The sequence below is a fragment of the Hoeflea sp. EC-HK425 genome, from assembly GCF_902498795.1.
Lineage (GTDB): Bacteria > Pseudomonadota > Alphaproteobacteria > Rhizobiales > Rhizobiaceae > Hoeflea > Hoeflea alexandrii.
The window spans coordinates 1,414,731-1,429,949 of sequence record NZ_LR701572.1; the positions used below are offsets into that span (position 1 = coordinate 1,414,731).

Annotated in this window: 14 protein-coding genes; 11 read left to right on the forward strand and 3 right to left on the reverse strand. The window is 61.1% G+C overall.

The features are described from left to right. Positions 1 to 89: 89 nt before the first annotated feature. The 3 genes from SPHINGO391_RS09460 to erpA form a co-directional block, all read right to left on the reverse strand. Entirely contained in the window at positions 90 to 341 is a 252-nt protein-coding gene (locus SPHINGO391_RS09460) for a hypothetical protein (RefSeq protein ID WP_152008599.1), read from the reverse strand. A 108-nt stretch (positions 342 to 449) separates the two neighbouring features. Next, positions 450 to 1,232 (reverse strand): exodeoxyribonuclease III, encoded by a 783-nt coding sequence (xth, locus tag SPHINGO391_RS09465; RefSeq protein ID WP_152008600.1) that lies wholly within the window; start codon positions 1,230 to 1,232, stop codon positions 450 to 452. A 52-nt stretch (positions 1,233 to 1,284) separates the two neighbouring features. After that, positions 1,285 to 1,620 (reverse strand): iron-sulfur cluster insertion protein ErpA, encoded by a 336-nt coding sequence (erpA, locus tag SPHINGO391_RS09470; RefSeq protein WP_152008601.1) that lies wholly within the window; start codon positions 1,618 to 1,620, stop codon positions 1,285 to 1,287. A 140-nt stretch (positions 1,621 to 1,760) separates the two neighbouring features. Between erpA and SPHINGO391_RS09475 the strand changes: the two genes are divergently transcribed. The 11 genes from SPHINGO391_RS09475 to serS all read left to right on the forward strand — a co-directional run bounded on the left by SPHINGO391_RS09475 (position 1,761) and on the right by serS (position 15,202). Continuing rightward, positions 1,761 to 2,966, forward strand: a complete 1,206-nt coding sequence (locus SPHINGO391_RS09475) for a deoxyguanosinetriphosphate triphosphohydrolase (protein WP_152008602.1) — start codon at positions 1,761 to 1,763, stop codon at positions 2,964 to 2,966. A 63-nt stretch (positions 2,967 to 3,029) separates the two neighbouring features. Beyond that, the gene (gene argS / locus SPHINGO391_RS09480) at positions 3,030 to 4,790 is read left to right on the forward strand and encodes an arginine--tRNA ligase (RefSeq protein WP_152008603.1); all 1,761 of its coding nucleotides are present in this window, start codon (positions 3,030 to 3,032) and stop codon (positions 4,788 to 4,790) included. Positions 4,791 to 4,850: 60 nt separating this feature from the next. Next, a complete protein-coding gene (locus tag SPHINGO391_RS09485) occupies positions 4,851 to 8,042 on the forward strand; it encodes an SPOR domain-containing protein (protein WP_152008604.1) in 3,192 nt (1,063 codons plus the stop codon). 121 nt (positions 8,043 to 8,163) lie between these two features. Continuing rightward, complete coding sequence (nagZ, locus tag SPHINGO391_RS09490; protein ID WP_152008605.1) at positions 8,164 to 9,180, forward strand: beta-N-acetylhexosaminidase; 1,017 nt, start codon at positions 8,164 to 8,166, stop codon at positions 9,178 to 9,180. An 87-nt stretch (positions 9,181 to 9,267) separates the two neighbouring features. Beyond that, positions 9,268 to 10,068, forward strand: a complete 801-nt coding sequence (locus SPHINGO391_RS09495; RefSeq protein ID WP_152008606.1) for a ScpA family protein — start codon at positions 9,268 to 9,270, stop codon at positions 10,066 to 10,068. A gap of 68 nt (positions 10,069 to 10,136) precedes the next feature. Next, positions 10,137 to 10,823 (forward strand): SMC-Scp complex subunit ScpB, encoded by a 687-nt coding sequence (gene scpB / locus SPHINGO391_RS09500; protein ID WP_244615387.1) that lies wholly within the window; start codon positions 10,137 to 10,139, stop codon positions 10,821 to 10,823. Positions 10,824 to 10,861: 38 nt separating this feature from the next. Next, a complete protein-coding gene (locus SPHINGO391_RS09505) occupies positions 10,862 to 11,977 on the forward strand; it encodes an ABC transporter ATP-binding protein (protein ID WP_244615389.1) in 1,116 nt (371 codons plus the stop codon). A gap of 38 nt (positions 11,978 to 12,015) precedes the next feature. After that, positions 12,016 to 12,219 (forward strand): twin-arginine translocase TatA/TatE family subunit, encoded by a 204-nt coding sequence (locus tag SPHINGO391_RS09510; RefSeq protein ID WP_152008608.1) that lies wholly within the window; start codon positions 12,016 to 12,018, stop codon positions 12,217 to 12,219. Between the two features lie 41 nt (positions 12,220 to 12,260). Next, positions 12,261 to 13,001, forward strand: coding sequence for a Sec-independent protein translocase protein TatB (gene tatB / locus SPHINGO391_RS09515; protein WP_152008609.1), 741 nt, complete (start codon positions 12,261 to 12,263; stop codon positions 12,999 to 13,001). Then, the gene (tatC, locus tag SPHINGO391_RS09520) at positions 12,998 to 13,837 is read left to right on the forward strand and encodes a twin-arginine translocase subunit TatC (protein ID WP_152008610.1); all 840 of its coding nucleotides are present in this window, start codon (positions 12,998 to 13,000) and stop codon (positions 13,835 to 13,837) included. Before tatB ends, tatC begins: the two co-directional genes overlap by 4 nt. 81 nt (positions 13,838 to 13,918) lie before the next feature. After that, positions 13,919 to 15,202, forward strand: a complete 1,284-nt coding sequence (gene serS, locus SPHINGO391_RS09525; RefSeq protein ID WP_152008611.1) for a serine--tRNA ligase — start codon at positions 13,919 to 13,921, stop codon at positions 15,200 to 15,202. Positions 15,203 to 15,219: the final 17 nt, after the last annotated feature.

Consider the following 15,219-nt stretch of genomic DNA (forward strand, 5'->3'; position numbering starts at 1 on the left):
AACCGCTGCTCATTCGGTTAAGTGCCAGTTCACGATGATCACCGTGTCTATGGCCGGTGGTTGACGTGTCAGCCTTTTTTCAGGGCAACCTATCCAGCCTGCCACGGAGACATCTGCGACGGTGACGTTTCCGACACCGGGCAGCCGTCCGAAATCTTCTTCCAGCTGGTGTTGTTGAGGTTGCGTTCGCAGCGCGCCAGATAGCGTTGCGACGAGCCGATCTGCAGGCAGATCACGCCGCCTTCCTTGATGCGCTTGCCGTTGCCGACACACTCGCAGTCCTGGCCGGCAAATGCCGAAGGCGCGGTAAAAAAGGTAACGGCCACAAAACCGATGCTCAAGGCAATCCGCTGTGTCAGAGCTTGTTTCATAGCTCGATGATGCGCTCGTTCCGGAAATTTGGCAAGACTTGCCGGGACGGGATCAAGGTGAGCGCGCGTTGCTGGTGATCAGGCTGCCAGCAGGATCGCCACGGGGACGTGATCCGAAGGTTTCTCCCAGCCGCGAACGTGTTTTTCCACTGTTGCCGATTTCAGCAGGTTGGCCGCCTCGGGCGAGAGCATCAGATGATCGATGCGGATGCCGTTGTTCTTGGGCCAGGCGCCGGCCTGATAATCCCAAAACGTGTAGGTTTCCGCTTCGTCATTGACCGCCCGCAAGGCGTCGGTGAAGCCGAGATTCTCAAGCTGCCTGAAGGCATTGCGGGATTCGGGACGAAACAGTGCGTCCCCCTCCCAAGCCTTGGGGTCGTGGCAATCGACGGGCTCGGGAATGACATTGTAGTCGCCGGCAAGAACCAGTGGCTCCTCAAGCGCCAGCCGGTCTTCGGCGAACGCCTGCAGACGCTTCATCCAGGACAGCTTGTAGGGAAACTTCTCGGTGTCGACTGGGTTGCCGTTGGGAAGATACAGTGACACCACACGCAGCACGCCGCCATCGGTCGAGAACACCGCCTCGATGAACCGGGCCTGCTCGTCGCTGTCATCGCCGGGAAGACCGCGATTGACTTCATCGGGGCTTTTCTTGGACAGGATCGCTACGCCGTTGAAGCCCTTTTGTCCATGCGTTTCAACGTGATAGCCAAGTGCCTCGAGTTCCAGCCTGGGAAAGCCCTCATCCACTGACTTGATTTCCTGCAGACACGCGATGTCCGGATCGCTTTCCTTCAGCCAGGTCTGCAGATTGTCGATACGCGCCTTGACGCCATTGATGTTCCAGGTGACGATTTTCAAGGCATGTGTCCTTCAGCAGATGATCCGCCCGACTGCGGAATTGAACGGCTGCTCAAATGGAAAAGCTGGTGCCGCAGCCGCAGGAGGCGACGGCGTTGGGGTTCCTGATCTGGAACGCCTGTCCCATCAGATTGTCGACGAAATCAATCTCCGATCCGGCCATGTAGACAAGCGACACCTGGTCGATGAGCACCCTGGCGTCGTCCTTTTCCAGAACGATGTCATCGTCCGCTGGCTGATCGGCGAGATCGAACTTGTAGGAAAATCCGGAGCATCCGCCGCCTTCCACTGACACGCGAAGAGCGGACTTGCCGGCTTCGGCGGAAACGATCTCGCGGATCCTGCGGGCGGCCGAATCCGAAAGGGTGACATTGGCTGTTTCAGTCATGGTACCTCCTTGCCGGGGTCAAGGTCCGGAAGAGACATGTTTCAAATCACTTGTTCTATAGGTATGAAGGCGCTGGCCCGGCGTCAATGCTTGGACGGAGCGAGTCGGGCATGTGTTTGGCGCCTGTTGACGGGATAGGCATGGAAATCGACATCAAGCAACTGGGCTTCGGGACCGGTGGGCGTGCGCCATGGGCGGTTGATCCGTGGTCGAGCCGCGGCCGGCTGGTCGCCGAACCGGTCAGTCCGACCCGGTCCGAATTCCAGCGCGACCGGGACCGGATCATACACACCACGGCGTTCCGGCGGCTCAAGCACAAGACCCAGGTCTTCGTTGCCCATGAGGGCGACCACTACCGCACCCGACTGACGCACACCATCGAAGTGGCGCAGATTGCCCGGGCGCTGGCCAGGGCTCTGAAGCTGGACGAGGATCTGGCCGAAGGCGTGGCTCTGGTGCATGATTTCGGCCATACGCCGTTTGGCCATACCGGCGAAGAAGCGCTGGATGAGCTGATGGCGGATGCCGGCGGGTTCGATCACAATGCGCAGTCGCTGCGTATCGTCACCAAGCTGGAGCAGCGCTACGCCGATTTCGACGGGCTGAATCTGACCTGGGAAACGCTGGAAGGTCTGGTCAAGCATAATGGCCCTTTGATTGTCGAGGGCGGCAAGGCTGTGCCCGAGCCGATTGCGCACTACAATTCATCTCATGATCTTTGGCTCTCTACCCATTCCAGTCTCGAGAGCCAGGTCGCAGCGATTGCCGACGATATCGCCTACAACACCCATGATATTGACGACGGGCTGCGGTCTGGCCTGATCACGCTCGAGATGCTTGAAGAACTGCCGCTGATTTCGCGTTTGCTGGCCGAGGTGCGGGATCTATATCCCGGTCTTGAGGAACCTCGTCTGATTCACGAGGTGATGCGGCGGCAGATCACCCGTATGGTTGAAGACGTGATCGGGGTGACCCAGGCTCACATTCAAGAGATCAAGCCGCAATCGGCTGACGATGTGCGTCATGCGGGACGGACGATGGCGCATTTCTCCGAAGAGTTCGTTGAGGCCGACCGACACATCAAGGCCTTCCTCTATCGCCATCTCTACCGTCATCCGGATGTGATGCGGGTGAGGGCATCGGCCACCCTGATCGTGCGTGATCTGTTCTCAGCCTTCATGGCCAATCCTTCGGCGATGGGAGAGAAGCACCGGCATGCGGGAATCGAGGATTTGCCGGTCCACAAGCGTGCGCGAAAGGTGCGCGACTATCTTGCGGGGATGACGGACACTTACGCCATTGCGGCGCACCGGCGTTTGTTTGACCATACGCCGGATTTGCGATAGGCAGCGCTCACCTCGAGCGAGCAGCAGTCTCGCCCCGCATCCCGCCATATCCGGACTTTTACAATGAACGTGTTCAAGGACTTCGAAAACAGAATCAAGCAGGCTGTGCAAGCGCTTGATGCAGTGCAGGAAAAGGGCGGCGAAGTCAGCTTCGAGCGATTGGCTGTCGAGCCGCCCCGCGATCCCGCACATGGCGACATCTCGACCAATGCGGCCATGGTCCTTGCCAAGCCGCTGGGCATGAACCCGCGCGCACTGGCCGACATGATCGCGGCACAATTTGCCGATGATGCCGACGTTGCCGAAACGGCCGTCGCGGGCCCCGGATTTCTCAATTTCAGGCTGACTGCTGCCTTCTGGCGCCGGCTGGCCGCAACGATAATCCGGGAGGGAACGGATTACGGGCGTTCCACCCTGGGTGCGGACCGCAAGGTCAATGTCGAGTATGTTTCGGCAAATCCGACCGGGCCGATGCATGTCGGCCATTGCCGCGGCGCGGTTGTCGGCGATGCGCTGGCGAACCTGATGGGGTTTGCCGGCTACCAGGTGACCAAGGAATACTACATCAACGACGCCGGGTCGCAGATCGATGTGCTGGCGAAGTCGGTCTATCTGCGATACCGCGAGGCACTTGGCGAGGAGATCGGCGAGATCCCGGCAGGGCTTTATCCCGGCGATTACCTTGTCCCGGTCGGGCAGAGCCTCGCCGATGAATTCGGCACGTCGCTCAGGGCGATGCCGGAAGCCGAGCGCATGGCCCTGATCAAGGACAGGACCATCGATGCGATGATGGACATGATCCGCTCTGACCTCAAGGCGCTCAATGTCGAGCATGACGTGTTCTTTTCCGAGCGCAGCCTGCATGCCGACAGCGAACGCGCCATCCGCAACGCCATCAACGACCTGACCTTCAAGGGCCATGTCTACAAGGGCAAGCTGCCGCCGCCCAAGGGCCAGTCGCCCGAGGACTGGGAAGATCGCGAGCAGACCCTGTTCCGCTCCACCGAGGTCGGCGACGACATTGACCGGCCGCTGATCAAGTCAGACGGCAGTTATACCTATTTCGCAGCTGACGTTGCCTATTTCCGCGACAAGTTCGAGCGCGGCTTCACCGAGATGATCTATGTGCTCGGCGCCGATCATGGTGGATACATCAAGCGGCTTGAAGCCGTTGCCAGGGCCGTGTCCGCCGGGGATGCGAAGCTCACCGTGCTGCTGTGCCAGCTTGTGAAGATCTATCGCAACGGCGAACCCGTCCGGATGTCAAAGCGCTCGGGCGATTTCGTCACGCTGCGCGATGTCGTGGATGAAGTCGGCGTGGATTCGGTGCGTTTCATGATGCTCTACCGCAAGAGCTCGGAATCGCTCGATTTCGACTTTGCCAAGGTGACCGAACAGTCCAAGGACAACCCGGTCTTCTATGTTCAATATGCCCACGCCCGCTGTGCCTCGGTGATGCGGCAGGCGCTTGAGACCTTTCCGGACCTCGATCTGGCGCCAGAAACGCTGGCTTCGGCCGATATGTCCGATCTCGCCCACGAGAGCGAGCTGGCGCTGATCGCCAAGCTCGGCGAGTATCCGCGGATGATTGAGGCTGCCGCTTCCGGCCAGGAGCCACACAGGGTCGCTTTCTACCTCTATGAACTGGCAAGTCTGCTGCACGGGCACTGGAACAAGGGCCGGGATGAGCCGGGTTTGCGGTTTGTTAACGATAAAAACAGACAATCGACAATTGCCAGGTTGGGTCTGGTGTACGCAGTAGCGTCGGTGTTGAAGTCAGGTCTCGCCATTACAGGAACCGACGCACCCGAAGAAATGCGCTGAACGACACCTTTTCCCCACATTGCTCTGGCAGTAGAGTGTGCGAGAGTATGTGAGTGATGCATGGCTGATCAATTCGATAACAACGCCCGGTCCCCGAATCCGGATGCCGAAATCGATGATCCTTTGGCAGAGCTTGCCAGGATCATCGGTTACGAACGGCCATCCGGCGATACGGCGACGACCGACGGGGCTTCCCAATCGAGTGAATTCGATCTGGAAGCTGAGCTGATGCGCGAGCTCGATGTGCCGCTTGCTCCGTCCATCGACGAGCTGGACCGGATAGAGGCCGATGAAGCGCTTGATGTCATTCTCGCCGAAGCGCCTTTCGAGCCTCAGCCGGATCCGGAACCTGAAATCGAACCGGAAGCCGGGCCTGATGATGCTGAAGGTGCGGACGATGCCTTCGCTTATCTGCCTGACGATTTCCAGGGCGATGAAATCCAGGACGCCAGTAGTGCGGACCGCACGCCCGTAGAGGGGCAATCCTCCGAATCCCTGCTCAAGGCGATAGAGAACGAGTTTCCCTCCGAACCAGAAGAAAGTGCCGCGGCTGACCTGTTGGCTGGCGAAGACGATCATTGGTTTGTCTCTTCGGAACCAGAGGAGTTGCCAGCAGAACAGCCAGCTGCGCCCGACGAGCAGCCCGTTTACGAAGAAGACACTCCCCAATATTTGACCGAAGCTGCCGTGGAAGCCGAGGACATTGTCCAGCCGGCATATCCGGCAGATGCGATCGATGATCAGGTTCTTGCCGACATGGCCCGGTTCGAGTTGTCTTCGAAGGATCCGCGGGATCCGCAAGGCACGGTGTCGACGCAGAACGTTGCTGACAGTGGTTCGGGCAGTGGTGCGGGGTCCGACACTACGAGCCGGGAAGCGGCTCTGGACTTCGAAGAGTATTTGTCGACAGAACTCGATGTCTTCGAGCAGGAATACTCGATGGGCGAAGTTGGCGGCGTTTCCGATACTGGGCAACAGACCCCGGTACCGGACGCCACGCCGCAGTCTTCAGACGCTGATGATCCCTTCGATGTCGGAAACGCTCTGGAAGCGTTGAATGACAGCACGCTTGATGATGATGTCACGGTTTTCGATGATGCAGCAGAGGAATTGCTGGCTGCAATCAACGATGATGTCGAGTTCAGCGGCCGATCAGCGGCCGCGGGCGAGACTCCCGATGATTGGTCGATCGAAAGCATCGAGGAAGGCGCCGCAGAAGAGCTCGACGAAGAGCTTGGCGACATGTTCGGCCTGCCCGAGCGCAGTGCCGATCCCGTCGCTGCGAGACCGGATGCGGGCGATGATCTGGAGTTTGATCTGGAAAAGATCCTGGCTGACAGCTTCGACGGCGACGACGACTGGGCGGAGCCGGTGGAAATCGAGCCTGAGATCGAAGCCGTTGCTGGTGTTGAAAATGACGATTGGCTTTCCTCGTATCCCACGGACGATCAACCGCCGCAGCGGGACGAGTTGACCGAGGCGTTTCAGGGCCTGCTTCCCGATGAAGAGCCGCCCACCTCGCAAGCCGCAACGGCTGCGGTGCCTGCGAATACCGGTGATGCGGGTGGCAATCCCGCCGGGCAGGGCGACTGGCTTGCCGGGTTCGATGCCGCGGACGAGACCGCCAATGAAGCTTCCGGAAGATCGCCATCTTCGGATTACTATTTCGATGCGGATCTGATTTCCGAACCGGATGAAGCGGTTGAGATTGTTCCCGATATCGATGTGCCGGAACTTGAGCATCAGGAGCCGCAAACGGTCGATCCGGATTATGATATCGAGATAGAGCGTGAGTTTGCCGATATCATCGATCGCAATGAGCCGAGCGCGGACAGCCTTCCGGTTGACGGCGGCGGTGCGGTCTTTGCCGCAGCCGAAGGATGGAGCCGGGATACGGCAACTCCGCGCGGCTACGAGGTTTCGGATGATTACATCGCGCTTGAACGCGAGCTTGGCAGCGGGGTCGAGCGGACGAATTTCGCTGCCGCAGCAACCGCGGATCTGATTGGCGACAGGCTGTCGGATACCGGCGATTTTTCCGACGCCTCGGAGAATGATCCGGCTGAGGCCGACAACCGCTCACGCGGCCCGATGGTGGCCATCGCGGTGCTGGCGCTGGCCGTGGTCGCGGGCATTGGCGGGTTTGGCTGGAGCATGCTTTCCGGCGGTGACTCGACAACGGCCGACGGAGGCCCCCGGATCATCCGCGCCGACAAGGAGCCGGTGAAGGTGCTGCCCGAAAATCCCGGTGGTGTGACCGTGCCCAACCAGGACAAGGCTGTCTATGACCGCGTCGCCGGCGGATCCGAATCCTCGACCGGGCAGCCGGCGCTGGTGAATTCGGCCGAAGAACCGGTCGATGTCGTTCAGCGGACACTTGATCCTGAAATCCTTCCGCTGGAAGGGAGGACAGATTTCTCCGTCAAGTCCGAAGAACGCCTGTCGGCCGAAACCAATGGCGAGGAGACCGCTGCAGGCGGTGCGCCGGCGCCGGTTGTTTCACCGCGCAAGGTGCGCACCATGATCGTCAAGCCCGATGGTTCCATTGTCGCGCGCGAGGTTTCCGAGCCTGAAACAGTCGCGCCGCAGACTTCCGAAGCCGCTCCACAGGCTCTTGCGGTGGCCTCGTCGCAGGATGCTGCTGCGGCCGGACCGGTGGCTGGTGGCGAGGCTGCGGAGACAGCCGCTTCGACACAGACGCAAGCCGGATCGCAGGACCAGGCCGCCGCAACCGAGACACCGGCGGCTGAAGGCACGCTGGCGCCGGTACGGGTTGTCACGACCCAGCCGATCCGGCCCGTTGCCAATGCTCCGGTTCCGCAGGGCCGTCCCGCAGACCAGCCGGTCAATGTGGTTGGCACCGTCAGCCAGGCTGGCCGGGTTGGTGCCGCACCCGCAACCACCACAGCGCCGACGGCAACCGCTGCTCCGGTCGCGCCTGCGCCTGTCACGCCTGCTCCGGTCGAAGTTGCTGCCGCACCCCAGGCCGCGGCACCTGCAGCCAACCCCGGCGGATATTACGTGCAGATTGCGTCTCAGCCGACAGTGGAGGGCGCGCAGGCCTCTTGGCAGACCCTGTCCAATCGTTACAGCTCCGTCCTGGGCGGGCGCGGCGTGGATATCCAGCGTGCGGACATTCCCGGCAAGGGAGTGTTTCACCGGGTGCGTGTGCCTGCAGGCACACGTGACCAGGCCAATGCCTTGTGCACCCGCTACAAGGCGGCCGGTGGAAGCTGTTTCGTCTCGCGCTGATTTTCAGAGGGACCGTGATCCAACAGGAGGCCGCGCAGCTTACGGCAGCGCGGCCTTTCCTGTTCTGATGATCTGGCCATGTCTTGCTGTCAAAACCAGGCGGTTGGACTAGGATTGTCCGATGAGCGAATCAAGAGCAGTCATTCTCGGGTGTGCCGGGCCGGAGCTTAGCCCGGCGGAAGCCGCGTTTTTTGCAGATACAAGGCCGTGGGGGTTCATCCTGTTCGGCCGAAATATCGTCAGTCTCAATCAGGTCGCGGAACTGACCAACAGCCTGCGTGAAAGCATCGGCCGGCCCGACGCGCCGGTGCTGATCGACCAGGAAGGCGGGCGGGTGCAGCGGTTCAAACCGCCGCTGGTCCCGCAATATCCATCCGGAGCGGACCTCGGCGCGCTTTATAACGCGAACCCGGAGGCAGGTCTGCGGGCCACCTGGATCATGTCGCGACTGCATGCGTTCGATCTGTATCCGCTCGGGATCAATGTTGACTGCCTGCCGGTGCTGGATGTGCCGTCACCGGGTGGACATGAGGTCATCGGCAGCCGTGCCTACGGCATCACGCCCGATGTGGTCTCGGTCCTCGGCGCTGCGGCGTGCGAAGGTCTCAAGGCGGGCGGCCTGTTGCCGGTGATCAAGCACATTCCCGGGCATGGCCGTGCCGGGACGGATACACACCACGAACTGCCGCATGTGGATGCGAGGCGTTCCGAACTGTCAGGCCGGGATTTCGTTCCGTTCAAGGCGCTTGCCGGCGAAGCCATGGCGATGTCGGCGCATGTGGTGTTCACCGACATAGATCCTGCCAACCCGGCGACGACCTCGCGCCGTGTGGTCGATGAGGTGATCCGCGGCGAGATCGGTTTTGACGGGCTGTTGATGTCCGATGATGTGTCGATGAACGCGCTTTCTGGGGATTTCGCCACAAGGGCCAGTGCAATTTTCGCCGGAGGATGCGATGTCACATTGCACTGCAATGGTGATCGCGCCGAAATGGACGCCGTGGTGTCGGCCACGCCAGCGCTTTCCGGCGACAGCCTGCGCCGTGCAAATGCGGTGATGGCGGCGTTCAAGGCGCCCGACAAGAGCGACGAGGCGGCATTGCGGGACGAATTCGAGGGGTTGATGGCGGCCTCCTAACCTCTGGTGCGAAAGGTGGCAGGTGTGAGCAACGGCAACCGGCAGAATGCTGGAAATCCTGGCAGGACGGCCCAAGGCAAAACGCCCATGGACGTGATGTGGGATGATGCCAAGGCCGACCGGGCAACCGGCGACCCCGCCCTGGTGATCGATGTCGCCGGTTTCGAAGGACCGCTCGATCTGCTCCTGCATCTGGCGCGCACCCAGCGGGTCGACCTCGCGCGGATTTCAGTCCTGGCGCTTGCCGAGCAATATCTGCAATTTGTCGAGAGGGCCCGGGCGCTCCGGCTCGAGCTCGCGGCCGACTATCTGGTGATGGCTGCCTGGCTTGCCTATCTCAAGTCGAAGCTCTTGATCCCGCAAGGCCCGAAGGGCGACGAGCCCAGCGGCGAGGAAATGGCGGCACAGTTGGCCTTCCGGCTGAAACGGCTCGAAGCGATGCGGGAAGCTGCGACGCGGCTGGTCAACCGGAACCGGCTTGGGCGCGATGTCTTCGCCCGCGGTGCGCCAGAGCCGATGGTGATCGACAAGGAATCGAGCTTTGAGGCAAGCCTCTACGATCTGCTGACGGCCTATGCCGCGCAGAAGCAGCGGCAAACCATCACCCAAGTGACAATTTCACGGCGGCGGGTCTGGTCGCTCAGCGACGCCCGGGTGATCCTGATCCGGCTGATTGGAGAGCTCAAGGACTGGACTGCGCTGGACCAGTACCTGTTGCGCTATCTGTCCGATCCGGAAGAACGGACCACGGCGATTGCCAGTTCGTTCGCCGCCAGTCTTGAAATGGTGCGGGAAGGGCGGCTGGAAATCCGTCAGGACGGTGCGTTCCAGCCAATCTTCATGCGACGGCCGCCGGAGAGTGCCGTCAGCGCAGGGAGCAAAGCATGATTATGGATCCAGGCCACAGCGCAGCTTTTGCCTACGGGGCAGAGACGGATGGCGCGGAGGACGGCGAGATGGGGTCGGACGCACTTGATGCGCTCAAGGAGCGGGCCCTGCACGAGGCCGAACGGATTGCCGAGGCACTGGTGTTTGCCTCAAGCGAACCGGTCTCGGAAAAACTGATCTCGGGCAAGCTGCCCGAAGATACACCGGTTGGGGTAGTCATGGAACGGCTGGCCGAGCGCTATGCGGCGCGCGGGGTCAACCTTGTGCGTGTCGGCGACGCCTGGGCGTTCCGGACGGCGGCCGATCTCGGTTTCCTGATCCGGCGCGACGAGACCGAGGTCAAGAAGCTCTCGCGGGCCGGCCTGGAGGTTTTGTCGACGATCGCCTATCACCAGCCGGTGACGCGGGCGGAGATCGAGGATGTGCGTGGGGTGGCGACCTCGAAGGGAACGCTCGATGTGCTGCTGGAGACCGGCTGGGTGCGGATGCGCGGCCGCCGCCGTTCGCCGGGCCGTCCTGTGACCTATGGCACGACGATGGCGTTTCTCGATCATTTCGGCCTTGAGGACCTGCGCGACCTGCCGGGAATGGACGAACTCAAGGGCGCGGGCCTGCTCTCGGGACGGGTGCCGTCGAACTTCCAGCCGCCGCTTCTGCCATCGGGCGACGAGCTTACCGATGACGAGGATCCGATTACCCAACTCGATTTGGAAGAGCTTGGTCTCTTGACACCGATGGGTGAAGCGGAGGACTAAGCGTCCGGCCCCGGAACTTTCCGGGGTGCTTGAGGCTGATTGCAAGGGTTGCGACCATCGTTACACAGCAGACAAGAACGGCGATCGCGCGCAGGACGGCCGGTGTTACCTTTGCCGCGCGTCTGGCCTTCGAGGATGTTCATCATTCCTATGGTGAGCTGCCGACGCTGCGTGGCGTGACGCTGACGGCAGAACCGGGCGAGGTGCTGTGCCTTCTCGGTCCTTCAGGCTCGGGCAAGACCACACTGTTGCGGCTTGCGGCGGGGATCGAACCGTTGCACCGCGGACGGCTGCTGCTCAACGACCGCGAGATTGCCGGGCCTTCGATCAATCTGCCGCCTGAACGGCGCGGCATCGGGCTGATGTTTCAGGATTTCGCGCTGTTTCCCCATTTGACAATTCTTGACAATGTCCGGTTCGGGCTGACCGCACTTTCGTCAGTGGACGCCAAGCGGGAAGCGCTTGCCGCGCTCGATCGCGTCGGCATGGTGCACTATGCCGAAAACTATCCGCATGCCCTGTCGGGCGGCGAACAGCAGCGCGTGGCGCTGGCGCGCGCCCTGGCGCCGCGGCCGGCGGTGCTGCTGATGGACGAGCCTTTCTCGGGTCTTGATTCCCGGCTCAAGGACAGTGTCAGGGCCGAGACGCTTGCCATCCTGCGTGAGGCGCGGGCCACGGCGATCGTGGTCACCCATGATGCCGAGGAAGCGATGCGGATGGGCGACAGGATCGCCCTGCTCAAAGACGGGGCGCTGGAACAGGTCGGTACAGCGGAAGATCTCTATCATCGCCCCGCCAACCTGTTTGCGGCCGGATTCTTTTCCGAAATCAACGTTTTCGAGGGCACGGTTTCGGGCGAGTACGCACAAACCCCGCTTGGACCGGTTGCGGCCAAGGGTTTTAGAGATGGTGCTAACGTCTCGATTGCCATAAGGCTTCCGGGCGTTGAAGTTACGGAAACGCCTTGCGGTGTTTCGGCACGAATTGTGGCGCGGCGGTTCCTCGGAGTGGAGGAACTGGTGACAGTGGTGGTTGCGGGAGGAGAAAACCCGATTGACGCGCGCATCCGCGCAGGTCAATTGAGGGGCGGCATCCGCGATGTTTCGGTCACTGTCAACGCGCGTGACATTTTGGTGTTTGAAAGAAACGGATAAACACCCTAAATCAGGGTAGGTGCATACAGGAGAGTATCATGGGTTCATTCAGCATTTGGCATTGGCTAATCGTTCTGGTCGTCGTTCTGCTTCTTTTCGGTCGCGGCAAGATTCCGGAACTGATGGGCGATGTAGCCAAGGGCATCAAGAGCTTCAAAAAAGGCATGGGCGAGGAAGAAACTCCGCCAGCCGAAACCAAGACAGTCGAAAGCAAGGCCGAAGAAGCCAAGGATCGCGGCTAATATCCCTATCCCGTTGCCCTGACGGGTGAGGAGACGCCTGAATGTTAGACATCGGTTGGCCAGAGCTTCTGGTCGTAGCCATTGTGCTGATCGTCGTGGTTGGTCCGAAGGACTTGCCGCCAATGCTGCGCGCTTTCGGACGTACCACCAAGAAACTCCGGGGCATGGCCTCGGAGTTTCGCGGGCAGTTCGACGAAGCGTTGCGGGAGGCGGAGCTCGATGACGTTAAGAAGACGTTTGACGACGCGCGCAAGCTCAACCCAATGCAGGGCATTCGCGATGCCGTAAATCCGCTCAAGGACACGGCGAAGGATATCAAGGCGGATCTTGAAAAATCGGTGAACTCACCATCTTCGGCGGAAAAAGAGCCGCCGAAGATGACCGCTCCGGAGCCGTCAATGAAGCTGTCTGACGGTCCGCCGGAGTTCAAGGCGGAGGCTCCGGCCAAAACAGCGGAAACGCCGGCTAAATCCGATGCCGGACAAGCTGCTGCCAAGGCAAAGGCTGACACAAAGAAGGTCGCCGCGGCCAAGCCTGCCAAAGCTGCGTCTGACGCAAAGGCCAAACCCGCCGCTGCCAAGCCGGCAGATACCAAGCCTGCCGCTGGCAAGTCCACGGCTGCAAAGTCCACGGCGAAACCGGCAGCCACAAAAGCCGCTGCGTCGAAACCCGCTTCAAAGACCGCGGCTTCAGGTATCAAGGCGAAATCGTCCGCCAAACCTGCAACGACGAAAACTGCGCCTCGCGCCAGTAAACCCAAGCAAGGCGAGGACAAGGCGTGACCGACGATATCGAAGACAAGCCGCAGCCGCTGCTGGCGCACTTGCTGGAGTTGCGCAATCGCCTGATGTGGGCGATCGGCGCCTTCTTCATCGCATTCCTGTTGTGTTTCTCCTTTGCAAAACCGCTGTTCAACATGCTGGTTCAGCCCTTTACCTGGGCGGTCGACTGGGCGGGGATGTCGGATCGCAAGATCGAGTTGATCTACACCGCGCCGCAGGAGTTTTTCTTCACGCAGATCAAGATCGGCATGTTCGGCGGTCTGGTGCTGGCGTTTCCGATGATTGCCGCGCAGGTCTACAAGTTTGTCGCTCCTGGGCTCTACAAGAACGAGCGAGGCGCCTTCCTGCCGTTTCTGGTGGCATCTCCGCTGCTTTTCCTGCTCGGCGCGGCGCTGGTCTATTTCTTCTTCACGCCGATGGTGATGTGGTTCTTCCTGTCGATGGAGCAGGTAGGCGGCACCGGTGAAGCCTCGATCATGCTGCTTCCCAAGGTTTCCGAGTATCTCGGGTTGATCATGACGCTGATCTTCGCCTTCGGGCTGGTGTTCCAGCTGCCCGTGGTGACGACGTTGCTCGCCCGTGTCGGGCTGGTAAGCAGTCAGGGGCTCGCCGACAAGCGCAAGTACGCCATCGTCGCGGCTTTCATTGCGGCGGCCATCCTGACGCCGCCGGACCCGGTCTCCCAGATCGGGCTTGCGCTGCCAACCATCCTTCTTTACGAGATTGCAATCTATTGCGCCCGACTCGTGGAGCGCCAGCGCGCTGCGAACGCGGCCTTGGCGGAAGCCGATGACAAGAAATCGGCGGCAGCCTCTGATCCCGAAGGGGACGCCTGAGCTCCGTATTGATGTGCAGACCGTGCCGTCTGGCGGCACGGTTGCGGGTTTGGCGCTGCCATTTAAGTACCGGAACCTGCCATGCTTGACATCAAATGGATACGTGAGAACCCCGCAGCTCTCGACGCGGCGCTTGCCAAGCGCGGTGCCGAGCCCCAGTCGGAACAGTTGATTGCGCTGGATGAGGCGCGCCGAAGCCATGTCGGCGCGCTGCAGGCCCTGCAGGAACGCCGCAATGCTGCCTCCAAGGATATTGGCAAGGCCATGGCGGCCAAGGATCAGGCGACGGCCGACAGTCTGAAGGCGGAGGTGGCCAAACTCAAGGACGAGTTGCAGGCCGGCGAAGCCAAGGAACGCGAACTCGACGATGCGCTCAAGCACGCGCTTTCGGTGTTGCCGAACATTCCGCATGATGACGTGCCGGTAGGCAAGGACGAGAGCGACAATGTCGAGATCCGGGTTTCAGGGACCAAGCCTGAACTCGGCTTCGAGACCAGGGAGCATTTCGAACTCGGCGAAGCGCTGGGCATGATGGATTTCGAACGTGCGGCCAAGATGTCGGGCTCGAGGTTTACTATCCTGTCGGGCGGTCTGGCGCGGCTCGAGCGGGCGCTCGGTCAGTACATGCTGGATCTGCACACCGGCGAGCACGGCTACACGGAAGTCAATCCGCCGCTGATGGTCAATGACGCGGCAGCCTACGGCACCGACAAGCTTCCCAAGTTTGGCGATGATCTGTTCCGCACCACCGATGGCCGCTGGCTGATCCCGACGGCGGAAGTGCCGCTGACCTACATGGCGGCCGGCGAAATCATTGCCGAGGAAGAGCTGCCGAAGCGCTATGCGGCACAAACGGCCTGCTTCCGTTCCGAAGCCGGTTCGGCGGGACGTGACACGCGCGGCATGCTGCGCCAGCACCAGTTCACCAAGGTCGAGCTTGTTTCGGTCACCACGCCTGAAACCTCACTGGAGGAGCACGAGCGGATGACGGCGAGCGCGGAAGCCGTGCTGAAGGGGCTGGGTCTGCATTTCCGCACCATTGTGCTGTGCACCGGAGACATGGGGTTCGGCGCGCGCAAAACCTATGACATCGAGGTTTGGCTGCCCGGGCAGAAGGCTTACCGCGAAATCTCGTCCTGTTCGGTATGCGGCGATTTCCAGGCACGGCGCATGAACGCACGCTGCCGGAAGGCCGGAGACAAGGCCACGCGCTTTGTCCATACCCTGAACGGCTCCGGCGTGGCCGTCGGACGTGCCCTGATCGCGGTCATGGAAAACTATCAGAACGCCGATGGTTCGATCACCGTGCCCGACGTATTGCGGCCCTATATGGGCGGAATCACGAAGATCGAGAAGGCGGCGTAACGCATTCAATTCAGGAG